26 protein-coding genes and 1 pseudogene are annotated in these 24,959 nt (G+C 37.6%); 7 read left to right on the top strand and 20 right to left on the bottom strand.

The features are described 5' to 3' along the window. A complete protein-coding gene (locus AABL85_RS11630) occupies window positions 1-888 on the top strand; it encodes an ORF6N domain-containing protein (RefSeq protein WP_341310202.1) in 888 nt (295 codons plus the stop codon). A gap of 10 nt (window positions 889-898) precedes the next feature. Here the strand turns inward: AABL85_RS11630 and AABL85_RS11625 are convergent, their stop codons facing one another. The 5 genes from AABL85_RS11625 to AABL85_RS11605 all read right to left on the bottom strand — a co-directional run bounded on the left by AABL85_RS11625 (window position 899) and on the right by AABL85_RS11605 (window position 3,916). Beyond that, a complete protein-coding gene (locus AABL85_RS11625) occupies window positions 899-1,366 on the bottom strand; it encodes a GNAT family N-acetyltransferase (protein ID WP_341310201.1) in 468 nt (155 codons plus the stop codon). A gap of 258 nt (window positions 1,367-1,624) precedes the next feature. Then, window positions 1,625-2,137, bottom strand: coding sequence for a ClbS/DfsB family four-helix bundle protein (locus AABL85_RS11620; protein ID WP_341310200.1), 513 nt, complete (start codon window positions 2,135-2,137; stop codon window positions 1,625-1,627). A gap of 128 nt (window positions 2,138-2,265) precedes the next feature. Further along, the gene (locus AABL85_RS11615) at window positions 2,266-2,619 is read right to left on the bottom strand and encodes a DoxX family protein (protein WP_341310199.1); all 354 of its coding nucleotides are present in this window, start codon (window positions 2,617-2,619) and stop codon (window positions 2,266-2,268) included. 72 nt (window positions 2,620-2,691) lie between these two features. Further along, window positions 2,692-3,447, bottom strand: a complete 756-nt coding sequence (locus tag AABL85_RS11610; RefSeq protein WP_341310198.1) for an SDR family oxidoreductase — start codon at window positions 3,445-3,447, stop codon at window positions 2,692-2,694. Window positions 3,448-3,538: 91 nt separating this feature from the next. Continuing rightward, on the bottom strand, window positions 3,539-3,916 hold the full coding sequence (locus tag AABL85_RS11605; protein ID WP_341310197.1) for a helix-turn-helix domain-containing protein: 378 nt from the start codon (window positions 3,914-3,916) through the stop codon (window positions 3,539-3,541). Between the two features lie 263 nt (window positions 3,917-4,179). Between AABL85_RS11605 and AABL85_RS11600 the strand changes: the two genes are divergently transcribed. Beyond that, window positions 4,180-4,446, top strand: coding sequence for a DUF1896 family protein (locus AABL85_RS11600; protein ID WP_425355293.1), 267 nt, complete (start codon window positions 4,180-4,182; stop codon window positions 4,444-4,446). Window positions 4,447-4,734: 288 nt separating this feature from the next. Continuing rightward, entirely contained in the window at window positions 4,735-5,607 is an 873-nt protein-coding gene (locus AABL85_RS11595; protein ID WP_341310196.1) for a DMT family transporter, read from the top strand. Window positions 5,608-5,722: 115 nt separating this feature from the next. Here the strand turns inward: AABL85_RS11595 and AABL85_RS11590 are convergent, their stop codons facing one another. From AABL85_RS11590 to AABL85_RS11575, 4 genes are all read right to left on the bottom strand, one after another. Beyond that, the gene (locus AABL85_RS11590) at window positions 5,723-5,935 is read right to left on the bottom strand and encodes a hypothetical protein (protein WP_341310195.1); all 213 of its coding nucleotides are present in this window, start codon (window positions 5,933-5,935) and stop codon (window positions 5,723-5,725) included. A gap of 81 nt (window positions 5,936-6,016) precedes the next feature. After that, a complete protein-coding gene (locus AABL85_RS11585) occupies window positions 6,017-7,003 on the bottom strand; it encodes a DUF6268 family outer membrane beta-barrel protein (RefSeq protein ID WP_341310194.1) in 987 nt (328 codons plus the stop codon). Between the two features lie 207 nt (window positions 7,004-7,210). Further along, complete coding sequence (locus AABL85_RS11580; RefSeq protein WP_341310210.1) at window positions 7,211-7,936, bottom strand: LytTR family DNA-binding domain-containing protein; 726 nt, start codon at window positions 7,934-7,936, stop codon at window positions 7,211-7,213. Between the two features lie 50 nt (window positions 7,937-7,986). Next, a complete protein-coding gene (locus AABL85_RS11575) occupies window positions 7,987-9,060 on the bottom strand; it encodes a sensor histidine kinase (protein ID WP_341310193.1) in 1,074 nt (357 codons plus the stop codon). 207 nt (window positions 9,061-9,267) lie between these two features. Between AABL85_RS11575 and AABL85_RS11570 the strand changes: the two genes are divergently transcribed. Together AABL85_RS11570 and AABL85_RS11565 are read left to right on the top strand one after the other, a co-directional pair. Next, window positions 9,268-9,759: a glycosyl hydrolase gene (locus tag AABL85_RS11570; protein ID WP_341310192.1), complete on the top strand. Its 492-nt coding sequence runs from the start codon at window positions 9,268-9,270 to the stop codon at window positions 9,757-9,759. Continuing rightward, window positions 9,726-11,048, top strand: a pseudogene (locus AABL85_RS11565) (helicase-related protein); the annotation flags it as partial. The gene AABL85_RS11570 and the pseudogene AABL85_RS11565, both read left to right, overlap by 34 nt. Here AABL85_RS11565 and AABL85_RS11560 read toward each other — a convergent pair. The 11 genes from AABL85_RS11560 to AABL85_RS11510 all read right to left on the bottom strand — a co-directional run bounded on the left by AABL85_RS11560 (window position 11,010) and on the right by AABL85_RS11510 (window position 23,062). Then, entirely contained in the window at window positions 11,010-11,840 is an 831-nt protein-coding gene (locus tag AABL85_RS11560) for an RteC domain-containing protein (RefSeq protein ID WP_341310191.1), read from the bottom strand. The pseudogene AABL85_RS11565 and the gene AABL85_RS11560 overlap by 39 nt on opposite strands. An 80-nt stretch (window positions 11,841-11,920) precedes the next feature. Further along, entirely contained in the window at window positions 11,921-13,336 is a 1,416-nt protein-coding gene (locus AABL85_RS11555) for a bifunctional metallophosphatase/5'-nucleotidase (protein WP_341310190.1), read from the bottom strand. Between the two features lie 31 nt (window positions 13,337-13,367). Further along, window positions 13,368-13,823, bottom strand: coding sequence for a DsrE family protein (locus AABL85_RS11550; RefSeq protein WP_341310189.1), 456 nt, complete (start codon window positions 13,821-13,823; stop codon window positions 13,368-13,370). Window positions 13,824-13,841: 18 nt separating this feature from the next. Further along, window positions 13,842-14,465, bottom strand: coding sequence for a TlpA disulfide reductase family protein (locus AABL85_RS11545; RefSeq protein WP_341310188.1), 624 nt, complete (start codon window positions 14,463-14,465; stop codon window positions 13,842-13,844). A gap of 26 nt (window positions 14,466-14,491) precedes the next feature. After that, complete coding sequence (locus AABL85_RS11540) at window positions 14,492-15,064, bottom strand: TlpA disulfide reductase family protein (RefSeq protein ID WP_341310187.1); 573 nt, start codon at window positions 15,062-15,064, stop codon at window positions 14,492-14,494. 37 nt (window positions 15,065-15,101) lie between these two features. Next, window positions 15,102-15,665, bottom strand: a complete 564-nt coding sequence (locus AABL85_RS11535) for a TlpA disulfide reductase family protein (protein WP_341310186.1) — start codon at window positions 15,663-15,665, stop codon at window positions 15,102-15,104. Between the two features lie 4 nt (window positions 15,666-15,669). Next, window positions 15,670-16,779, bottom strand: coding sequence for an efflux RND transporter periplasmic adaptor subunit (locus AABL85_RS11530; RefSeq protein ID WP_341310185.1), 1,110 nt, complete (start codon window positions 16,777-16,779; stop codon window positions 15,670-15,672). Between the two features lie 22 nt (window positions 16,780-16,801). Next, window positions 16,802-19,981 carry an efflux RND transporter permease subunit gene (locus AABL85_RS11525; RefSeq protein WP_341310184.1) on the bottom strand — a complete coding sequence of 1,060 codons (3,180 nt, stop codon included), beginning with the start codon at window positions 19,979-19,981 and terminating at the stop codon, window positions 16,802-16,804. A gap of 10 nt (window positions 19,982-19,991) precedes the next feature. After that, a complete protein-coding gene (locus tag AABL85_RS11520; protein WP_341310183.1) occupies window positions 19,992-21,377 on the bottom strand; it encodes a TolC family protein in 1,386 nt (461 codons plus the stop codon). Window positions 21,378-21,485: 108 nt separating this feature from the next. Further along, entirely contained in the window at window positions 21,486-21,893 is a 408-nt protein-coding gene (locus AABL85_RS11515) for a hypothetical protein (protein ID WP_341310182.1), read from the bottom strand. Window positions 21,894-22,096: 203 nt separating this feature from the next. Beyond that, on the bottom strand, window positions 22,097-23,062 hold the full coding sequence (locus AABL85_RS11510) for an AraC family transcriptional regulator (RefSeq protein WP_341310181.1): 966 nt from the start codon (window positions 23,060-23,062) through the stop codon (window positions 22,097-22,099). 117 nt (window positions 23,063-23,179) lie between these two features. On the opposite strand from AABL85_RS11510, the gene AABL85_RS11505 reads away from it, so the two are divergent. Continuing rightward, the gene (locus AABL85_RS11505) at window positions 23,180-23,728 is read left to right on the top strand and encodes an OsmC family protein (protein ID WP_341310180.1); all 549 of its coding nucleotides are present in this window, start codon (window positions 23,180-23,182) and stop codon (window positions 23,726-23,728) included. A gap of 161 nt (window positions 23,729-23,889) precedes the next feature. After that, window positions 23,890-24,915, top strand: a complete 1,026-nt coding sequence (locus AABL85_RS11500) for an LLM class flavin-dependent oxidoreductase (RefSeq protein WP_341310179.1) — start codon at window positions 23,890-23,892, stop codon at window positions 24,913-24,915. Window positions 24,916-24,959 lie beyond the last annotated feature (44 nt).

Here is a 24,959-nt window from a genome sequence, read left to right as displayed (position 1 = left end):
ATGGAAAATAAACCCATCATTAGCAGCAAGGAAATAGAAAGCCAGATTTATACCCTAAGAGGACAACAGGTTATGCTTGATAGCGACCTCGCAGGAATTTATCAGGTAGAAACTAAAGTTTTCAATCAGGCAGTAAAACGTAATGCAGAACGGTTTCCCGAAAACTTCCGTTTTCAATTGATACAAGATGAATTTGATACCATCAACTTGAGGTCACAAATTGTGACCTCAAGTTTGAATTATGGCGGGAGGCGTTATTTACCTTATGTTTTCAGCGAACAAGGTATCGCAATGCTGGCTTCGGTACTTCGGAGCGATGTAGCTATAAAAGTCAGCATCGAAATTATGAATGCGTTTGTAGAAATGCGTAGAATGCTTATTAGCAATGCCTCTTTATTTCATCGTTTGGATAAAATTGAAATTAAACAATTAGAGACCGACCAAAAATTTGAAGAAATTTTTAAGGCTTTGGAAAGCGATAAACTTCACAGTGAAAAAGGCATCTTCTATAACGGACAAATTTTCGATGCTTATACCTTTGTTTCCGATATTATCCGAAGTGCTAAAACCTCAATTATCCTGATGGATAATTATGTGGACGATACGGTGCTTACCTTGTTAGGTAAACGCAATAATAATGTTACTGCAACCATCTACACCAAAAATATCAGCAATCAGTTAAGATTAGATTTACAACGATACAATAGCCAATATTCTTCAATTGAAATCGAGATTTTCTCCGATTCTCACGATCGATTTTTGATTATTGACGATACGGAATTGTATCATATTGGAGCATCACTAAAAGACCTGGGTAAAAAATGGTTTGCCTTTTCGAGAATGGATCTTGAAATTCGTAGAATGCTACAAAATTTAAATAAACAATAGAACCTCTAAATTACAGAGGTTTTATTTTTTTGTGGTTACTGGGCGTTTCAATCCAGTCGTTGTATGCCATCTCAAATTTGATTTCGCCTTTACCGTGCATCCCAACTTCTTTCCAACCAGCTTTTCTATAAAAAGCTTCTGCTCTTGTACCAGGTGCAGTGCCTAACCAAACGGTTTCTTTTGTTTTACTAAAATACCAATTGATCATCACATCATGTAGTTGTCTTCCAGCACCTTGTTTGTCAAATTTTGGATGAACAAATAAAGCCCAGATATTATGGTCTTGTAAATCGGCAATAGAAAATCCTATAATTTTATCGTCTATTTCACAAACCCAGCCTTTGCCTCGTTCTGTCATAAATATTCTGCAATCTTCATCTGTTACAAGGTTAAGGTTTGATAATGGGTTCTCTTTTACAGCATTTCTTACCACTTGAATTTGACTAATATCGTCAACTTTAGCTTCTCTAATTATCATATATAGTATTTTGTTTGTTGAGAATATTTTTGTCTACTTAAATCTTGGCTAAAAATACAAAAATATGCCTTCATTTATCTGATTATAACTAAATGCGATTTTTTAATATTATATCATACTATAGTAAGCTTAGAAAAAAATATTCTTTGAAGGATGGATAATTAAAGTAGGTAGATTTTAAATAATGCAAACAACTCGGCGGTTTTTGTTCCCTTTTAATTTAGCCAAATTGTTTCCAAGTGCGTATCAGTTTAGGTATTATTTTAAGTTCCGTTCTTTCTTCCATTTACGTATTCTTCCTCTTGCGTTGGTGTATGGAGATGAAGTATTGAACTGTATCATTCTTCCTAAAGTCCATTTTTCATACCAACTGACTTGGTATAGTTCTTCGTTAGATTTACTCTCTATTAGTTTTAAAATCTGTTCAACAGTTTTATCGAGCTTTTCGGAAAGTGATACGAAATCTTCCTTTTTATAGTCTTCATAGAATTTTTGAGCGAGCTTACCAAGCTCATTCCATTTGTATCCTGTTTCCGGGAAATCAATAGGTTCGCCATTGTATTTCTTTCTGTTCCATTTCAAAACTAATTCTCCCCAACCTATAAGATAAGCAACAAGATTATTGATATTCATCAATGTGCCTTTTGAATGCCCCTCTAACTCTTGAAGAGTAGTCAATTCTTTAGGAATGGTTAATAATTCCTTTTTCAGTTTATGGTAATTGGTTACAATCGCCTTTTCTAATTCTTCTTTATTGGTTGGAATAGCCATATTAAACTTTCTTATTGCCCTAAAAATATAAATTAATTATTCCTGTATTATATGAACATAGGTTAAGTTCGAAAGCAGTAAAATTGATTACATGAAAGGTAAAGAATGGGAATTTAAAATTTTTCATTTTATGGTGTTTTAGAAAGTGGATGTTGCAAATAAATAATTGCAAAGTTGAGCAACAAGAACGGAATTTCAATTGCCACGCCTTTCAAATCTTTGTCTAATAGATGCAAACATATAATCAGTAAAATACCGGCAGCCATTAAAAAATTCCCCCAAACAAAAGTTTTTGGAAAGAGAATTAAAAGTGCTGCAATAATGGTAACTGCACCGTTTATCATTACGGCTGTTTTAGAAAAATTCCATTTACTGAACATTTCCAACATTTCGGCTTTCCCAGTAAGCATTGCGTAACCTTGCTTTAGGCCCATAAAAACGGCTACAAGAATCAAGGCGGAATTAAGTATTTTTAATATCATAATAAATAGTTTATTGTATAGCAAAGGCAAATAACATTGTCATTTGCCTTTGCTAAAATATTGAATTAAAGTTTAACGAGTAGTGTAACCACCATTTGCAAAAATGGTTTGTCCAGTAATCCACCAACCATCAGTTACCAAAAACTCTACTAAAGGTGCGATGTCTTTAATATCAGTTAATCCACCCAATGCAGAGGCAGATTTGTGGTAAGCTACGGCTTCTTCACTTTCTTGACCGTAGAAAAATGGGGTATCCATTGGTCCGGGAGCAACAGCAGTAACTGAAATACCACGTTCGCCAAATTCTTTGGAAGCCGCTCTGGTAAAGTGCTCTACTGGTGCTTTTGCTCCTGCATAAGTAGAATAATAACCTGTAAACGCCGCCAAAAGTGAAGTAACAATAGTGCAGATTTTACCATTGTCGTTCAAATGTTTTCCTGCTTCTTGCAAAAAGAAATACGCTTGTTTGGCGTTTACATCCATCATCGTATCGTACTCCTGTTCGGTCGTTTCTGTAAATGGTTTTTTAAGTACCATTCCAACCGTGTTGATGGCAATATCTACACCGCCAAAAGCTTCTTTTGCTTTGCCAAAAAGATTGGTAATGTTCGCTACATTGGTCAAATCTGCCTGCACCAAAATAGCTTCGCCACCCTTATTTTTAATGTCTGCTAATGTTTGTTCTGCATCTGCTTTGGTTTTGTCACTGTTATAATGGATTACCACTTTTGCACCTTTTGATGCAACGCTTTTACTTAATAGTCCACCTAAATTTTTTGCTCCTCCAGCAATCAGCACTACTTTTCCGTTTAAATCGTTCCTTGCCATTGTATAATTATTTTAAAATTGATTAAATAACAAAGTTCTTCAATCAAATAAAATAAAACGTGGTGAACTTTTCGGAGCTTTTGAGAATGACTTATTTTTTATGTTGCCTGCGAAATTCGCCAGCAGTTTGCCCCGTGAATTTTTTGAAGAATTTTCCAAAGTTGGAAGGGTCGTAGGTTAGTTTTTTTGCAATCTCAGCGATAGATAAATCGGTTTCCGTTAAAAAGAATTTTGCTTTATTGATAATCTTCAAGTCATAGAAATGGCAAGGATGATGTCCTGTTGTTTGTTTTAATGTATCTGACAGGTGCGAATGAGATAAATGTAAAGCATTGGCAATTTGGTTGAGTTCCAAAAAATCGTTTGCGCGTCCGTTTACAACTTCTTCAATATGTTGATCCAGAAATTCGAAATAAACAGTGGTAATTTCGTCGCTACGTTTGTTTACATTTTTTGCTCTCTTTTCCATACCCATAATAATCACTTTATATTCTGTTTTTAACCAATCGTTATCAAATCTGCAAATTCTATAGTGTGTAGATTAGGATTTTGTACAATCGCTTTGAATACCTAATTTCTGCAATCGTTCATTACAAAAATACAAATAAATCTGCCTGTATTTAAATTTCGCCAAATCCCGCCTCTCAAAGCCAAACCCTGCCACATTTTTAAAGGCTGTTATCTACTGCTATAATTTTAGACTTCAAGTAAAATTCTAAACAAAATTATAGTATGGATACTCAGCAACAAGACCTATCGTATTTCAGATTGCGACTGCAAGAATTATTAAACACCAGCTTCCCCGAAAAGGCAAACGACCAAAAATTTATAGAGCAACGTTCCTCGTGGACCACCAATGCCTACGAGGGTGCTTTTCGTTCGGGAAATGCTATTGAGCAATGCAACGAAATAGCCATTTATATACTTTTTGAGGGCTTACATTTCTCAAAATTCGACACTGTTTTTCAGGTGGTATGCAATGAGTTTGATACTGGGTAGTGATGTTGATGTTTTTAAAAGAGTGATCGAAAGAATTATGAATTGACTTTAGGTTTAATATGGTTTGATGTAGAATGAATTATGTTTTACAATTTAAGCATCAATATCTTTTTTGTTATCTTTGCAGAAGAATAATTGAAAATATGAACAGAAAGAGCTGTCTTCCTCCTCCTAGAAATTAATAAATACTTGTTTATAAGTATGATGAACTTCCGAATCTATTCGGGATATTTTGTTGTACACTTTATTTATTAATTTAATTTTCCTGTTTAAGGATAGACAACTTATATGAAAAATTCGTATTTAATCCTGCATATCGCAGTACTGCTGGCTGGTTTTACCGGTGTTTTTGGCAAATTAATCTCGCTTAATGAAGTGCCGCTGGTTTGGTTTCGGGTATTGTTTTCAGCAATTATCCTCTCTTTCGGACTGAAGCTTTTTAAAGTTAAGCGATTAGCTTCCAGTCGGGAAGCTTTTAAAATTGCTAAAGTCGGTTTATTCATTACTGTTCATTGGATTTTTTTCTATGCGAGTATCAAGTACTCCAATATTTCAATCGGCGTGGTATGTTATTGCCTGACCAGTTTCTTTACAGCCGTATTTGAACCTCTGTTGAACAGGAAGAAATTCAGCGTTGTTCAGCTCGCATTGAGTGCCCTCACACTGCTGGGCATCAGCCTGATTTTTCACTTTGATTCATCGTATCAGCTCGGCATCATTTTAGGCGTGGTTTCTTCCGCTTTTGCTGCATTGTACACGATTTACAATGAGCGTTTGGTACAAACCTATGATAGTAAACTGATCAATTATTACCAGATGGTCGGCGGAGCTTTGGGATTAGGTGTTTTGTTGCCGGGTTTCTTTTATTTCTTCCCAAATGAAAGGTTTATTCCAGATGGATCGGATGTATTTTATTTAATATTATTGGCTTTGTTCTGTACCGTAGGGCTGTATGTTCTGTTCGCAGAATCGCTCAAGAAATTATCTGCGTTTACCGTCAATCTTAGCTTTAACCTCGAACCGATCTATGCGATCATTATCGCTTTTTTGTTCTTTAATGAAGGTAGGGAAGTCAACCTTTCTTTCTACGTAGGATTAGGGTTTGTGATACTTTCCGTAGTGCTGCAATCCATACTCTTCACGTGGCAAAAAAACAAGTAATAGTAGCTGATATAATTTAAAAAAGGAGCTGTCATATTAATGGCAGCTCCTTTATAAATCTTAGCACAAAGGAATCGTATTATAGTTTGATTCTGTAATACTTATTTATCAAGCATTAATACATTTCTTCAACAACAAATCCCATAATCAGTATGCTATCCATAATACCTTCCGCTGAAAACATACTGTGACCCTGCACCCGAAGTACATTGTCACAATCTTCCGTATCGATTGTAATCATAAATTCCGGATAGCCATCTTCCAGCATCATGATTACCCGATCTGCGCTTTTTCTATCGGAAATATTAGTTTTAAATACTTTTATCATGTTTCAATGTCATAAGGTGGTAGATTCCATATTCCAAAATAGAAAATTTTTGGTAGGGTCAATAAACATATAAGTTAAATTTTAATTTCGCTTCATTCCAAATGGATTAAACGATACCCCTAAGTTGATGTAAAAAGAAGACTGGGGTCTTGCTTCATAAATATAATCGTTGAACGAGCCACTTTTTTCAAAAATTCGACCTGTTGGTATACTTCTCAGTCCGGACTTCAAAGTTCCCACGAAAGACCTGCCCAGATTATGTTCATACATCAACCCAGAATTAATCTCGAGTTGCTGATACTGGTATCTTTTGTTTTTACCATAAAGATCGTAAAGATAAAATGTAGAGCCCGCCATTTCGCAACCGAAGGATATCCTTCCGTTTTTAAGCAGTTCTTTCCGCATATAGAACCTTTGTGGCAATATAACATCGAGCATCCAGCCATTTCTGAATTTATATTCATAGGAAAAGGAAGGCAATACCGGGATCAATACGGTTGGATCTACCATGGCAACCAGTCCAACGGTCATCTTGGTCCGTTCATCTGCTTTTAAAACCAGCGTTCCGGTAAATATTCCCCGTAGCCGTTCAAAATGCTTATCACTTCCATCCACAATCAATGATCCTGAATAAATAAAGGGTTTGCCAAACAATTGCGATACCCTTGCCACGTTGACCCCTGCGGCGAAATAGTGGAAGTCCTGTGATCTTTCAGTCTGCAGTCCTGATACAGGATCGCGGTCTTCTAAAGAGAATGAATTGTAACTGTAATTGATTGTCGTTCCAAAAATCCATCCATTTTTCACAAGAACTGTTTTGTTTCCGTTCACAACCACACGATTTACGCCCCCAAACTTATTATCGGGCAACTTATTGCCATTTTCTTTCGATGAATACTTAAAAGGTACCTGATGATCGTATTCTATATTGAGGGTACGGATCGATGGAAATTTTTCCATAGCATACCGAACTACTTTTTGTGAAATACTGTCCTTTTGATCCTGCGAATAGGAGAATGTGGAAATCCCCAAACAGATCCCCAGTGAGATTATTCTTCTTGTGTTCATCTTCACGTATTGTATATTTCGATTAAAACAGAACGATTTCTGATCTTTGTGCTAAGGAAGGATTTTTTTTAAAGTCATTTTCTGATTTTATACGAACCTATCTTTTTTTTAGACCAAAGGCTATTAATCGTGAAGATGCCCGAGGCTGATTTAACCCGGAGAAAAACAACGTTTGTTGGGGATACATCTATCAGTCTGAATATCTGATCATGGATTATTTCCAAAAATCTGTCTGGTATATTCTTTCTGGAATTCTTTTTTATATACATCTCCTATCGGGATCTCATGTTCTCCGATATATATGGTCTGGTTGTCGAACGAATCGATACGGTTTCCATTGACAATATAGGATTTGCTGACCCTTAAAAAATAAGGGAGGTCAATTTTCAGGAGTATATTCTTAATGTTCATGGCTGTGACCAGCTTTTTTTCTACGGTATGAATCACCACATAATCTTTCAGTCCTTCAATAAACAATATCTCTGCGAGCAGAACCCTGTAATATCGCCTGTCTGCCTTGATCAGTATGGAATCATTGCTCTTTCCCTCGAAGGTATTTTTGGTAGTCTCGGGAAGCAATAATCTACGGTATTCTTTCGCTTTGCCCACGGCCTTTTCAAGTCTTTCCTTTTCGATAGGCTTGAGCAGATAATCAATTGCATCCAGCTCGTAACTTTGCAGGGCATATTGCGGAAAGGCGGTGGTGAAAATGACCATCGTGCGTTCAGGCAGTTCTTGTGCAAATTCCAGACCTGAGAACTTTGGCATCTGTATGTCCAGAAATACAAGGTCTACCTCATTTTCCCGGATAAAATCAAGTGCCGATAATGCGTTTGTAAACTCGCCAATTATTTCAACTTCGGAAATTTCACCTACAAGTGTTAAAATCCATTCCCTCGCTAAGGGTTCGTCGTCAACTATGATACATTTCATCATGCATATTCTTTAAAATCAAATCAATATTTTTTGGTCGCATCGCTGTGCTAATTTATCGGGATTTCTAGGTCAACAATAAACTGGTTATTTCCGGTACTGATATCCAGACGGTAATTTTCGCCAAATAAGAGCTCCAGTCTTCGCTTAATGTTGATCAGCCCGAGCCCTCCTTTTTCAGAATGCGGCGAATCCATACCGGCCGCAACTGAGTTGGTGCATTGGAATAAAAGCCTCCCGTCGTCTATTTTTAAGCTAATGCCCACAAAGGTAGCAGCCCCCGATATATCCGCACTGTGCTTTACGGCATTTTCAACAAAGGTTGTAAACAGATTGGGCGGGATAAAAACGGAATTCAAATTTTCGCTGCCGGTTTCTATGGTGAATATAAACTTGTCCCTGCGGATCGTTTCAAGGTTCAGGAAATTAGAAAGAAATCCTATTTCTGCCGAAACAGGCGTGGTCTCTGTCTGATTTTCATAAAGCTGGTACCGAAGGAACTGGGAAAGCTTGAACACGACCATAGAGGCTCTGTCCGGGTTTTTACGGATCAGTACATTTACATTGTTGAGCATATTGAAGAGAAAGTGCGGATTGATCTGATTCTTCAGGCTTTCCAGTTCCATACTGAGGGTAAGGTCCTTCAGCTCCGCATAGCTTTCCCTGTCCAAAGTCCACCGCTGGAACAGTTTTATGGTAGTGGTCACTAGGATCACGGCATAAGCAATGATAAACCAGATGGGATGCCCCATGTTTTCGGTCACCTTGACCGTATCGTGAGATCTGTGCGGGGCCAGGGTGTCGGAAATAAAATCCAGCACATAAAGCCCCAGCGAAACAACCAGCATCAGGATCAGCAGATAATGAATATACTTTGCCCGAAAGAAGAAACGGGGGATTAGGAAATACATGTTGAAATAGAACATGAAATTGAACGTCAGAAAGATCGCCGATAGATTATAATAACGATAAATACCGTGGTATTCGGTTGACTGGTTTACCGTGTAAAATAGCAGCAGCAAAAATCCCGACAGAAATGTACCGTGTCTCCATAAACGGTATCGTCTATCGATCAGTAAGCCGATCAGCTGTCTGTTCTTTTGGTCAGCGGTCAGGTTCTCCATTTCTTTTTAATAATTATTCCAAAATATTTAACATTCAAAAATAATCAAATATTAAGTTCTATTGACCTCTTATTATACCAAATAAGGTCTTATTTATACAAGATGGCAGGTTTGTATAAAAAAAGTGCCGTTTGTCTAATTATCACATATGGTCCGACAAAATAATGTTACTTAGCCGATAGTTGATAACTTATAGATATAACACGCATGTTTCAGAAAAAGGTATTAAAGACAATATTCTACCTGATGCCGCTGATAAGTTTTCAGACCTTTGCACAGCAGGGACAGGATGATAAACTTTACGGCCGTTTCATGGATCCACCAAATTCTGCACGTCCGCGAGTATGGTGGCACTGGATGAACGGCAACATTCCCCCGCAGGGAACCCGTAAGGACCTATTGTGGATGCACCGTTTCGGAATCGGAGAATTCCAAACCTTTGATGCAGCTCTTGTCACCCCAAAAATAGTTGACCACCGTCTGGTCTACATGACTCCAGAGTGGAAAGAAAGTCTCGCACTTACCGCCAGGCTTGCAGATTCCCTTGGGCTGGAAATGGCCATTGCTGAATCGCCGGGCTGGAGTGAAAGCGGCGGTCCATGGGTAGACCCGCGCGATGGAATGAAAAAAATTGTATGGAACCAGTTGACCGAAAGTGGCGGAAGGACGTTTACGCCGAAATTAAACGCAAGCTCGTAGAAGACCACGGCATACCTGCACACGAAGTCCGCTTTATACAGGAAGCCAAGAATGATAAGCAACGTAAGGAACTTATCAAAGGTATGAACGAAGGCGAAATCCGTGTACTGTTCGGTTCAACGAGTATGCTCGGAACTGGCGTAAATGCACAGAAACGAGCCGTTGCCGTTCATCATTTGGATACACCGTGGCGACCAAGTGACCTTGCTCAAAGGGATGGCAGAGCTGTTCGTAAAGGCAATGAAATTGCCAAGTTCTTTGGAGAAAACAAAGTAGATGTGATTATCTATGCCGTAGAAAAATCATTAGATAGCTACAAGTTTAATCTGCGGTACAATAAACAGCTATTCATAGACCAATTAAAAAACAACAATCTCGGCAAGCGAACGATTGACGAAGGCAGTATGGACGAAAAATCGGGAATGAATTTTTCGGAATATGTGGCTATCCTATCAGGAAATACAGACCTGTTGGATAAAGCTAAATTAGAAAAACAGATTGCAGGGTTAGAAAGCGAAAAACAGGCATTCAACCGTTCAAAGTATAGTGCGAAGTACAAATTGGAAGACTACACAGCTGAACTTGATAAAGCTCAATCCCGCTTTGGCCGTATGAGCCTTGATTGGAATAATCTGAAAGGCGTATCCAAAAAGTTCGGACGGCACAATCGCAAATCTTCTGCAATTGGACGGCTTACCGCCCAATGCGGATATGAAACAAATTGGTGCAAAGCTCAACCAGCTTGCGGACAAAGCCCGCACCGGAGGTCAGTATGAAGAAATCGGTATGTTGTACGGATTTACCTTGTTGGTCAAAACCGAAATGTCCGAAAAAGAGGGCGTGGATATACGGGTAAACCGCTTTTTGGTACAGGGCGAGGGCAATATCAAATATACCTACAACAATGGTTTAATCGCCAAAGATGAAAAGCTGGCGACTTTGAACTTCCTTAACGCACTAGAGAAATTGCCCGGCTATATCGATCAAGAGAAAAAGAAAATTGCCGAATTGCAAAAAGATTTGCCTGTTCTTCAGGAAGCACTAAATGGTACCTGGTCTAAAGAAAACAGATTGAGTGAACTGAAAACGGAATTGGCTTCCGTTGAACGCAAAATACAGTTATCCATAACGCCAGAAACTAAAGAAGAACCTGCGGGGCAAGTTGAAAAACAGAAACAAACAACACCCATTCGGAAAGTAATATAATGCGAAAACCTATTCATTTACCTTGTAGGAAATTAGCAGAAATTTCATTCCCGTTCATCTGTTTCTTCCATTTTTCTAACTAAATTATCACGTAGGCTGTCAAGAAACTTCGTTCGGTTTATTTTCCGACTTTTAAGTTCCATAAATGTGTGATAGAAATCTCCCAAATCAATATTAAAAGTGTTTCCAAATGTTTTGGCTATAAGTTTTATATCTGCATTCCCATTATTAAATACACCCTGTACATATAACGAATAAATCAGTTCGATTAATGATGTTTTGCTCCCCGTCCAATTTATTGAAAAACTATCAGTTTCTTTTTTATGATTTTTATTATTCAATTGGTCTTCGAGATAGACTTGTATCAAATCATTGGCAATTATTTTGGCGACTTTATAATCATGAGAGCTTGAAAATCTATGATCTGCCTCAAAGTAGAAAGTATCCAAGCTTAATTTAATATCGTGTTTGCCACGTACAAAATATTTATGGTCAAGATAAGTACTGTTGGTTCTGTAGTACCGATAAAACTCAAGATTATTATCAAAATATCTTTTCAGTTTTGTCAATTCATTATCAATGTACTTCTTTATTGCTTTCCCGTTGCCATAAGGCTTTTTGGTTTCAATTTTGTAAATGGCATTATAGTAAATCAGCTTTGCGAGAATGATAGGTTTTAATCTTTTAAAAAAATGAATTTCTTCTTCAATATTATTGAAGCCACGTTTTAATACAAATTGCTTTAATTTTGATAAGCACTCTACCAGAAGTTCAACAATTTCTTGGGGCAATAGAATTGGATTGTTTAACTCTATTGTCAATTCTTGGATTTGTTCTTCTAGCTTCTGTATACATTCGGTATAGTATTTTTCCATAGATTTTAGTTGAATGTTAAAATCATTATGAGTAAAAACCATATATAATTTTTACTATATACACTATTTGATTTTTTTTATTACCCTAAAAAATCAGCATTAGAATGTTCGTTATTTTCATTCAAATAGTTAATAAGGGCTAGCACTGCCGTTGTTTCTAAATGTATTCTATTACTGCCATATTTGTCAGGAACACCTTGTTCTGTAATGTAGGCAACCCGATATATCTTTTCTTTTTTCAAGTGCTCATCCTGATGGTAGATTTCCTCTATGCGGTAGCCATATGGATTTTCAATGTGGAAATTGATTTGTAACCCCAGATATCGCTTGCAATAACCTCCCATTTGTTGCATAGGGTTTGTTGAAAAAGTACGTTCAAAATTTTCTTCGAGCATATCAATAATTTCTTGCCCTTTCATATCTACAACAGAAATTACCGGGTTCATTGGAACCATATTATATAAGTCCCATATTGTAATATCTCCCTTGTCAATTGGAACACCGTATCGCCATCCATTTGAGAATGCAATATGTACCCCTGCCACCTTACTGATAGCCTTCAATAGCAAATTATCCATTGACGATGAAAAGGTAGAATATCGATGCAAGATACTGTCCGTTTTTCCGACTATCTGTTTTTTAAGGTTCCTATATGAAAGCATAATATCTTCTACTATTTTTTCAATGTTGCGGTTACTTGTAATATTCTCGTTCACTTCTATAAGTTCATATTCGTGATGTTTAATTTTATTGTCTGAAATTGAGAGTTTCAGATGCCCAACAAAAGAACCGTGACAACCGCATTGTATCACTATTGTATCATTTACTCTAACAGGATCATAGAGCCTGTTATGTGTATGTGAACTTAGGCATACATCAATTCCTGTTGTATTTTTAAGAAGTTCAATATCTTGAGGATATCCATTGTGAGATAAGAGTATGACAAGAGTAGCTCCTAATTCTTTTACTTCTTTCACATAGTGATTTATCTCCTGTTTTGCATCTGTTACATAGATCCCTTGTTTAAAAATTTTAGGCATTGTTTTATCTATAATATTGGCACAGACGCCTATTATTGCAATTTTTTGATTATCCACATCAATTAGTGAATACGGTTTGAGCAATAATGTACCGTCCTCTTTATATACATTAATACCTAATATTGGGTAATTTAGCTGTCTCCCTAAAGTCAGAAGATGGTCGGGATTATAGGCAAAATCCCAATGACCAACCATTCCGTTAAAACCAAGCTGATTTAAAACAGGAATTAGCACTTCTCCTTTTGATGCTACTACTGGCAGTGTACCATGAAAAGTATCACCCCCATCAAAAAATAAAGCGTGTTCATTCTCGCTTTTTATCTTCTCGAAAACAGAAGCAATTCTTGCGTATCCTCCTGCTGTTTTTATATATTCTCCGTCTTTTCCGTAAAATAGTTCGGGATGTGGTTCAAGATAACCGTGTACATCATTTATAAATCCTATTGATAATTCCATAATATAAAATTTAGGTTTGAAACATTTTTGATTAGGGATGAACAATTGCCCAACCCTCGTATTGTCTTAATATAATTTCTCCGTTACCGCTCGGAACGTAATTCACAAAATCAAACAATTCGTTCTTTTCAATCTTTCGTTCCTCCATCGTTTTTTCGCATTGGGCAAATACAACGCCCTTGTCTTTTAAGGCAATCAATATTTTCTGATAGTCATTTGCTTTTTTATACATCTCAACACCGTCAGAAAATGCGATGACTTCTATATGAAGTTTACCTTTCAGTCTTGGGTCGTTCAGTACATTATTGATATTTCGAAGTAAGCCTCTTATTTTTTTATCATCTGCTTCGTTGAGGATATATAGCGCATTATAATGCTTTTTATATGCTATTGCCGGCTCAAAAACGGCATCTTTTTTTTGTTGTGCAAAAACGCTAATGCATGTAAGACACAATAGCATAATAAGCAAGGCGTGTGTTTTTTTCATATTAAAAGTCTTTTTTTGTTATTCATTTACCAATTCTTCTATTTGCTTTACGAATTCGTCCGATGCGTAATTGGCAAATCCTGTATGATGAAACCTGATTTTTCCTGTTTTATCCAACACAACGGTAGTAGGCAATGCTCCGGAGTAAATTTCGCCCGGGACATTGCCATTGGATTTATAAAAAGGAATTGAAAAATTTTCATTCATCAGATAAGCTTTTGCTGTAGCAAGGTCACTGTCTTCATTTATTGTGAGAAAGAAAACATCAGGGTTGTCTTTGAATTTGGTATAAAACGTTTCAATAGAGGGAAATTCAGCCCTGCAAGGTGGACACCAGGATGCCCAAAAGTTGATAAACACTACTTTGCCTCTTAATGATGAGGTACTTTGAACGCTTCCTTTTTCGTCTACAAAATCAAAATCTGTGTTAATTTGTTTTGTTGCATCGCCATCCTTTTTGTCAATACTAGGATTAAAAAGCCCTGTTACCATTAATTGCCGAAGTACAAATGATTTTGCATCGGGGCTGACAAGCATTATTCCGACAGCAATTACCATTATTATAGTAAAAGCATTTTTCTTAACATACTGCCATTTACTGGCAGGCGATTTATCTTTTGAAACCTCTTTATTGTTGAACATAATTCCCTTTTTTTATTATCAGACTGTTAATTACTTTCAACCAGTTCATTCAAGATTTTTAACATTTCTGGGCTTGTATAATCTCTGCCACCTTCTATGCGGGCTATCATATCTCCGCTTTTGTCAAGGATAACTGTAGTAGGAATAGCTTCCCCTAAATATTCAGGCGGAATGTTTCCGGCAGGAACATATACAGGTAAATCATATCCATTCTTGGCCATAAAGGCGGTAGATTTTTCCATCTTGTTATCTACATCTACCATCAGGAACACAATTTCTTCATTGTCCTTGAAAGATTGTTTCAGTTTGTTAATGGAGGGCATTTCTTGAATGCAGGGCGGACACCATGTAGCCCAAAAATTGATGAATACCACCTTTCCTTTTAATTCATTTAACGAAACAGTTTTACCGTCTTTGTCTTTAAAGGAAATGCCTGAAGTTGCAGGATTTTCCAGCTCTGCAACTTTCTCTGTTGTGATATTTTCGTTTTTTGGCATATTTTCTTTGTTCTTATCCGAATTTCCACAGGCTGCCAATGAAATGACTGTGATGATGGTAAGACTGGCACAAACAGCCAATTTTTTAAATTGTATCTTCATAATAAATTATTTTATAGTTTTTCATTAATCTAATTTTCTATTTACTCAGTTGTTTCTTCATAAGATCAACCATTTCCTTCGACATATAGTCTGCACCACCTACGTGCCTAACTATTATGTTGTTTTGCTTATCTACAATAATGGTAGTTGGGATAGAGCCTGAAAAAATATCACGTGGTATTTCGCCATCGAAAACGTGTACAGGCAGGTCAAATTTTTTATTCTTCATCCATTTTTTTGTCTTTTCGATATTTCCGTCTACATCAACCATTAAAAAAACTAGATTATTATTGTTTTTAAAGGTTTTACGGAGTTCATTTATGGAAGGCATTTCTTGGATACACGGCGGACACCACGTTGCCCAAAGATTGATAAAAACAACCTTGCCTTTTAATGAGTGTAACGAAATGGTTTTACCGTTTTCATCCTTGAACTTTAAATCAGGCGTTTGCTGAGCATTAGACACTAATGGCTGTTCGCCATTAGTGCTTTGATTTGTGGTCATAATTCTGTCAATTCCATTGCTATCGATTGATGCATATGCCCATCCCGTAATCGCTATTAGCGGGAGCAGGGCTATTTTTTTGAAGTTCATTTTCATAATTCTATTTATTTATTTTACCCTCTTTAATCTCTTCTGACGGTTTTAAAATGATTTTATCCTCCGGCAAAAGATTACCGAAAACCTCTGTCAGCGTGTCTAAACGAATGCCCTCGTTTACTGCAATCCGCTTTACTTCGTTGTTGTTCAACGTTAAAACATACGTTCCAGACTGCGTATTTAAGACACTCTTACTTTGAACCCAATTTGATGGATTTTTTCGCTTTAATTTCAGTTTTACCTGTGCATAATCGCCACCCTGCAATTCGCCCGATGGATTACTCACATCAAACTCCAACTTAAGGGAGCGGTCTTGCTGGTCCAGCAATCCCGAGGTTCTGGAAAGTGTTGCATTAAATGTTTTGCCTGGCTGTGAGCTGATGGTAAACGTAGCGGGCATACCATCTTGAACAGATGATGCGTGTTTTTCAGGCAGGGATAAAGTCAGACGTAGCTTATTGCTCTGTGCCATCATAAAAAGAGGCAAATTGGAACCAGTTCCTGCCAGTGCTCCCACCGAAACATTTCTATCCGTAATGACACCATCAAACGGAGCTGTTATACGTAAATATTGCTGTAATTGTGAGGAATGGGCTGTTCCAGCTTTAGATGCCTGGTAAGCTGATTTTGCACTTTCCATAACACTTTTAGCCCGGTCGAGCTCAATATCCGCTACTGCTCCTGTAGTTTTGGCGGCAACCACTAATCGGTCATGTGCCTGTTTTGCATATAAATAATCACTATATATCTTTTGTTCCGTAGATTTGTCGGAAAGATATTGTTGGTTCATTTCGGGAGCCTCTAATACTGCTAAAAGCTGTCCTTTACGAACACGGTCGCCCCGGTCAACGTACATTTGTTTTACAAATCCCGTAACTTTTGCATAAACCGCTACCTGCTCGTATGGTTTCAGTTCTGCCGGAACGGATAGATCGTATTCAGGATTAAAAAACTGTATAGGAGCCGTAAGATAATTTACTGATTTCGTTTGCTCCTTTCGTGATTGTTCTTTTTCCTGTTCTTTTTGTGAACAAGCGGAAAGCATCAGTACTAATGAAGTACTTAATGTCAATACTATTATTGATTTTTTATTTATTGAAATGCTATGAAACATTGTATTTATATTTTAAAGTTTATTATATCGTTTGTTTTTCGGACTGCTCCGCATAATACCTACTTTCATTATCATCAGGGTCTAATGAAGGACTGACTAGAGAAGTTCGTGACATCAGGGAAGAAAAGAAATGAGGAACTAATAACAGAATAGTTACGGTAGAAGCAATCAACCCACCAATAACAGCCCTACCCAGAGGTGCTACCTGTTCTGCTCCGTCGCCTAAGCCCATTGCCATTGGCAACATTCCGGCAAGCATCGCTGCGGCAGTCATCAATACAGGTCTTAATCGGGAAGAAGCTGCAAGCCTTGCGGAGTTGGCTGGTTTTAGTGCCAGTTTTTTGCGGTAATATTCTGCTTGATTGACCAATAATACTGCATTGGAAACCGATACGCCGAGTGACATAATAATTCCCATATAAGATTGCAGGTTAAGCGTACTGCCCGTCAAGAAAAGTATGATGAGACTTCCCGCAATTACGGCAGGGACTACCGAGAGGATAACTAATGGAACTTTAAACGATTGGTAATATGCCGAAAGCATCAGGAATATGGCTACAATGGCAACACCCAAACCTGCCAAAAGATTACCCAACGTGTCATCTAAAAGCTTTAATGCTCCCTCTGTCCAAACTATGGTTCCCCGAGGCGGTTCCCCTGCGTCCTTAATGGACTGCTTAACTGCCTTTGAAGCGGTTCCCAAATCTTTTCCGTACACATTAGCAACTATGGTAACGTATCGGTTAGGACCCTTTCTGTTTACCTGTGCAGGAGCGGTAATCTTTCTTATGGTTGCCACATCTTCTAATACTGGACGAAGACTTCCTGCTTTCAATGGAAGCGATCGTAATCTTTCTTCCGATGACATAACTCCTTCGGGTATTTGCACTTGTGTCTGGAATACTAGTCCAGATTTTGGATCAATCCAAAGATTTTTGTCCGTAAAACGGGTCGATGAGGTTGCGGTTACAAGGGTTCGTGTAATGTCCTGCATTGTCAGTCCGAACTGCCCAGCAAGGTCACGATTAACCTCAATTTCCAGATTTGGATAAGCAGTAGGTTCCGCAATGCGGACATCCCGTAAAAAAGGAACTTTTTTCAGGTTTGCCTCAATCTTTGATGCGTGTGCAAAAGCACCTTTTACCTGATTGGCTCCTACTTTAACTTCAATAGGTGTCATTGCTCCCTGTCCCATAATCTTTTCTGTAAGCTCCATCGATTCAAAATTGAAAGCAACTTTTGGATACTTCTCAGTAATTTTTTTACGGACTTTCTCTTTAAAATCTTCCATCGATCCACTGTACACCTCCTGATTGACGGATATTTGTAAAACAGCTTCGTGGGAAGAACTAGTAAAAAGGAATATAGGATTGATAGGGGATCCTGCGGGATGCATACCTACAAATGCTGAGGTAATATTTAAACCGTTTTCGGGTAATTCAGCTTTAATATCCTCAGTAATTTCTTTGACAATCTGCTCTGTTTTTTCGAGTCTGCTTCCCTGCGGAGCCTGGATACGCATTTGAAAATCGCCATTATTGGAAACAGGCATTACATCCGTACCTACAACAGTCAAAAGTAAGCTTGCTATAACACCAGCAACCAGCAGATATACTGCAAAAAGCGGTAATGCTTTGGTTGACCATTTACGCATCCGGTATGAATAATTTACACGAAATTTATCGAAGAAAGCTCGTTTTCTTGGTGTATTGGCTTCTGTATTGTGCTTGTTCTTCATCATCCAATTTGCCAGTATAGGAACAAAGGTCTGTGAAGCTAAAAAAGAAGCAATCATAGCAAAGGCAACTGCCATAGACAAAGGCATAAACATATCTTTCGGAATGCCCGTCATAATAAAAGCAGGTGTCAACACGGCAAGAATGCAGAATAATATCAGCAATTTTGGGATAGAAATTTCAAGCAAGGCATCCAAAATAGCTCTTTGTTTGGGTTTCCGCATTTCCATATGCTGGTGTATATTTTCTATCGTTACCGTAGCTTCGTCAACGAGAATACCAATAGAAAGGGCAAGACCGCTCAATGTCATAATATTGATGGTCTGTCCGAAAAGATACAAGACCGTAACCGCCGATAGAATAGCAATCGGAATAGTCAGCACTACAATGATAGCTCCACGGGTATCGCCCAAGAACAATAATATTACTAATCCCGTGAAAACTGCTCCCAAAATGCCCTCGTGGATAAGGTTGGAAAGCGAGCGTTCGATATAAATGGACTGGTCGAACTCATAGCTGACCTTTACATCCTCTGGTAGTTGGTTTTTCAGCATAGGGATGGCATTTTTCAAGTTCTGCACGGCATCCAATGTGGAGGCATCAGCTTTTTTAATAATGGGCAGATAAACCGAGCGTTTGCCATTTACCAAGGCATAACCAACCGTTTGGTCGGCTCCATCCTCCACGCGGGCCACATCGCCAACATAAACAGTGCGATTCTCACTCGTCTTTACGGGCGTTTTCAATAACTCTTCGGGTCCTTTAGCAATGGAATTAATGGGAGCCATTAGGTTTTCATCGCCTATACGAATATTTCCGGCTGGGGATGGAAGACTATTTTTGGTGATGGCAACCGTGATATCTTCAGGACTTAGTCCATTCGCTTGCATCGCTTCGGGGTCAATATTAATGACAATCGAGCGAATATTACCCCCAAAAGGAGCCGGAGAAGTAATACCAGGGATTTCAGTAAACATAGGTCTTATCTTTGTAATGGCAAGCGTCTGAAGTTCGTTGACCGAACGCTGGTCACTTTCAAAAACAAGATTACCTACAGGAAGCGAACTACCGTCAAATCGTACTACCATTGGTGGCACAGCTCCAGCTGGAAGAAATCCCATTGCTCTTGAAACAGATGTTGATACCTCTCCAGCAGCCTGTGCCATATCGGTTCCTGGATAAAAGGTCAGTTTCATCAGGGTCAGACCCTGTACGCTTTTAAAATCAATATTTTTTACACCACTAACGAATAGCAATACCTTTTGGAACTCATTAGCCATAAACCCGTCCATATAAGCCGGGGATAGTCCACCATAAGGCATAGCAATATACATTGCAGGTAGTTCCACTTCCGGAAATATATCTACGTTTATTTTTTTTACCGTGTTGTAGGAAAAGAATACTATCGCAAGTACGACAACCATAATCGCAATAGGTTTCCTCAACGCAAATCTTATCATGTTCATATACGATTAATTAAAGGTTGTTAAATAAAAAGTCGAAATCAGCAAGCAGTTCTGCTTCGTAAGCAAGCAAAGCCCAATAATCTCGGGAAACATCAATGTGGGTGTTCTCTGCCTGTTCCAGCAAAATGCGTATTTGCAAGAGTTCGCTCAACGTAATCAGACCGCTTTTGTACCTTGCGAAATACATATTGTAAGCATCTTGCGACTGCTGTACAGCAAGCTTCGTTTTCTGAAGCTGTTCGTATTGTTGCACAATTTTTGTTTGTGAAGCTGATAAATCTGCCTGCATTGCTTGTTCATATTGCGAATGAAGTAGCTTGGTACTTTCGGCATCTTTAAAAAGTTTTTTACTTTTCAAACTGTTGGTATGCAGGCTTGTAATGTTCCAAGTGATACCGATGCCTGCCAGAAAGTTATTGGCAGTATTGCTGAAACCGTCATTCCATGCTCCCGATACTGTTCCGTTGGGGTTAATGCCTGTACCACGATAAGCATAACCGCCCAACAAGTTTATGGAGGGCAAAGAAGCTCTTTTTTGCGCTTCGCCACTGAACAAGTAATACTCCGATTGTTTATCCAAAGCATCTAAAATGGGATGAACGGGGTTTATGGTAATTAGCTTGCCTGAATTATTTTCTGGGGGATTGCCAAAACGGTAAGTAGATGCCATGTAATCGACGGTATCTCCACCGTATAGTTCCAATAGCTTGATAAGAGCAGCGTTTTTAAAACCGGTCCATTTATCATTTTCGCCCATAGCCTGGATATAAGACGATGAGGTGAGTAAACTGTCAGCCGCTGGTCTTAAACCCGATGCGGACAAGCCCGAAGTTGTTTTGCGAATATCATTGAGACGTTCAGAATTCTTCTCAGCCAATTGTAATTTGGCATTGTTGTACAAAAGAATGATGTATCGCTCTGATAAGGTCTTTTTCAAGCTGAGTAAATAGGCATCTTTGTCACTTATCGATTTGTTGTATAGTGCACCTGCAGCTTCATTTTGCTTGCGAAGCTTTCCAAAAGAAAACAATTCCCATTCAACAATGGCAGAACCAAAAGTATTGGCTGCTGTTGAGCTACCATTTATCGGCATTGCAGAACCACTCACATTGAAAAAACCAGCTTGCGGAAAAAATGCACCCGCACTTCCCTCATATGTTCCATAAGTATTCTGTGCCTGTGCTTTTACCTGTGGGAGCATGTTGCTTTTTACCGCCCGTTCATTAAGTTTTGCGGCATCGATTGCCGACATTTTTGACCCGATACCCGGATAATTCTCTTCTACTTTTGGCCATAAACTGCCCAAAGTATTTTCTTTTTGCTGTTGGGCGTAAAGTACGGACGGAACAGCAATGGCAAACCACAATAGTGTGATTGCCTTAATATGTTTTATCATATTATGATACAATTTTTGGAGAGGTCACAAAGGCGACCTAAGATTATTTAAAATAAAAACAATAGAAATTCAGCCTAATGAACCGGTACGGTTTATAGGGAAATTGAATTAGTGGGAATAATGGATGATGAGTTTCTGGTATTCCAGAAATAGAGGAATGGAGTTACGGATTTTTCCGCTACCATTATAAAGAGGGTGTTTGTTTTCTTTAATTAAAGAGCGAAAGCCTAATAGAAAAAGAAATACTGCTGTGAAAATAACGGCAGGTAATAAATCGTTCGCACTGAAAGAGATTTTTTGAACGATCTGTGAGTCGGAAACATCAAATTGTGCACATTTTTCGAGCGCATTTACCGAAAAATTATGATGCCCTTTAGGTAAACCTTGTTCTGTATTAGTTGGAAAACCTGCAAAATTTTTGATAGAACAAGATGTAAGCAATACCAATAGCAATGTAGCGAACACAAGGAAGTATCGCTTACAATTCACTAAAATATTTGATATAGTCTTACCCATAATTGCGCTAAATTAGTTTAAAATGATAATGCTCACAACTATAGAAACGCTAAATCATCATTTTATGCCGAAAAGTACCATACTTTTTCTCAATTGTCCATTATTAAAATGACACAATTATTCATTTCCTATTGAAATTTCAAATTATATTCAAACCTTTTTCACATAGTCTTTAATTCCGAAAAATTATTAATTTTTAAATTTCAGGAAATAGATTTTTTAAAAGCCATGGGAGAAATTTTTGTATGCTTTTTAAAATACTTTACAAAGTAAGACGGATCTTCAAATCCCAAAGTATAACCTATCTGATTTATATGTTGGTCAGAATGTAATAAAAGGCGTTTGGCTTCAAGAACTATTCTTTCCTGAATCATCAGTGATGGGCTTTTTCCAAGTAACTGATTCGTCAAGCTTGATAATGTTCGGGGAGATATAAAAAGTGATTCGGCATATTGCGCAATCGTCCATCCATTTTTATAATTGTCATCGATTAAATTATTGAAACGTATTAATTGCATCTTTTTATCATCTACATAAAATGATTCTTCGCCAATGCTTTTTTCTGACTCTATTTTAATACGCTGAACCTGTACCAAAAAGGATCTTAGGTACATTCTGAGCAGTTCACCCTGGCCAAAATCACTTTCATGTTGTAACTCTAAGTTTATTAAGGTAAGATATTGGTCTAAAATACTGTCCATATTTGTTCCAACACAACAAGAAGGTCTTTGGTAAGGATTTTTGAAAATATTACACTTTAGAAAAAACTCAACCTCACTGTCTTTTTGCACGATAAACGATTCATTAAAGACTATAATTACGCCATGATAATCTATATTGTCATCAAAATAATGCACCTGATTTTTTGCTATAAAAAATAGGGAATTATCAGTCACCTCATATTCCTTAAAATCAACATAGTGTTTTCCTGTCCCTTTTTTAAACCAAATTATTTGGTAATAACTATGAATATGAGGCTTGCTGGCCTTTTCACCATGATCTTTTAGATAGCTATTCATTTCATATAACTTAAATTGCTGTTTACTTGGCTCATGCAAATTAAGATGGTATTCGTGTATATTTTGATTGTTTAAATAACTCATAGCTATTTTATTGTGATGTTTACTTACCGCTAATTTTTGGTAAAAGTAATACTTATTATCCTTCATTTACAAATAGTTGTTGGAGTCCTTTGCCAATAAGTACCATTTCTTTTCAGCTTTGTCCATTTCCCAGCTTCTTGTTGCAGACTAACTTTGCAGAAGTAAAATTAAAAACAATCAGTTATGTTAAACAATGTAAATTTAGAAGCTTTAGGTAATTATGTCGATGTAATTACTAATCAACCGGCAGAAGCAATTGCAGCCTTAGGAGTTACAGCAACTTGGAAAGGCGGCGTAAGTACAGAAATCACTACACACAGCAAAAAAATCGGAAGTACTTCTGTTGAAAAACAATTCAAATATAGCATCGGAGAACCGGAAGAACTTTTGGGAGATAATTTAAGCCCAAACCCACAAGATTATATTTTGGGAGGATTAGCGGGATGTATGATGGTAGGTTTTGTAGTGGGCGCAACCAGTAAAGGCATCAAACTCGAAAGTGTAAATCTTACCATTGTTGGAAATCTTGATTTGAGAGGATTTTTAGAAGTTGATCCCAATGTTACTATTGGTTTTGAAGAATTGCAGTTCAATTTTGAAGTGGAAGGAAGCGGAACTCAAGAAGACTATAATGCAATCGCAGAACACGTCCGCAAGGTTTCTCCTGGGTACAATACCATTGCAAATCCTGTTAAAATAAACATCAATAAGGATTTACATTCTATCGTTTAAAAAAACAGAATGAAAAGGCTGTGTATTTAAAATTAAAAACAGCCTTTTCATTTTTCTGATTCGCTATCAACATCAATTTGATATGTTATTAATCGTACAGTTCTTTAATAATTCAGAAGCTGAATAGTCATCCGATTCCAACCAATATTTAATTTGAAACAATGAATATGATTCCATCATCCATATTGGAACTAGCACCAATTGCACAAGGTAGTAATGCCAGTTCAACACTCGAAAAAACAAAAGAATATGCACAACTTGCAGATAGTTTAGGCTTTAATCGTTTTTGGTTGGCAGAACATCACAATATGGCGCATATTGCCAGTTCGGCGACAGCAGTTTTAATAGGATATATCGCCAGCCAAACTCAGAAAATAAGAGTGGGTTCAGGCGGAATTATGTTACCAAACCATTCGCCACTTATTGTCGCTGAACAGTTTGGAACGTTAGCAACGCTGTATCCAAACCGTATCGATTTAGGCTTGGGAAGAGCTCCTGGAACTGATACGCAGACGGCTTTAGCTATTCAAAAAGATTTCTATGCACAATCTCAACAGTTTCCGCAAAATGTAGCTGCGCTCCAGACTTATTTCTCTAAAGAAAATGCTTATGGAAACGTACGTGCCGCTATCGCCGAGAACACAAATGTTCCTATTTGGATATTGGGTTCAAGCAGAGAAAGTGCGGCTTTGGCGGCTTCAAAAGGGCTACCTTATGCTTTTGCAGGACATTTTGCGCCGAGAGATATGATGGCTGCATTTTTATTGTATCGCAATAATTTCCAACCCTCTGAATTTTTGGATCACCCTTATACGATTGCTGCTGTTAATGCTGTAGCTGCAGATACGGATGAGACGGCTGAAATTCTGTCTACGAGTGTTTATCAAATGTTTCAAAATATAGTATTAAATAATGGTAAATTCTTGCAACCTCCAGTTTCTTCTTTAAGCCAGCTAATGAATGAAATGAGTGAAGCTGCTCGTTTTCAGGTAAACCAAATGACGGCTCGTTCTTTTGTGGGAAGTAAAGAAAAATTGACTATTGAATTAAAAGAATTTTTAAATCATTCAGGTGCAGACGAATTGATGATTCATTCACCTATTTATGACCAAGAAGCTAAATTGAAAAGTTTATGCCTAATTAAAGAAGTTATTGATAGTATAAATCTTGAAAAGACTACTACTTAATCTAGAGATAGTTTACCAATAAGTACCATTTATTTTCAATTTTG

The sequence above is a fragment of the Myroides odoratimimus genome (genome assembly GCF_038039805.1).
In the GTDB taxonomy this organism is placed as follows: domain Bacteria; phylum Bacteroidota; class Bacteroidia; order Flavobacteriales; family Flavobacteriaceae; genus Flavobacterium; species Flavobacterium odoratimimum_B.
The sequence above is the reverse complement of the archived record's forward strand: the minus strand, read 5'-3'. Positions and strand labels throughout refer to the sequence as shown.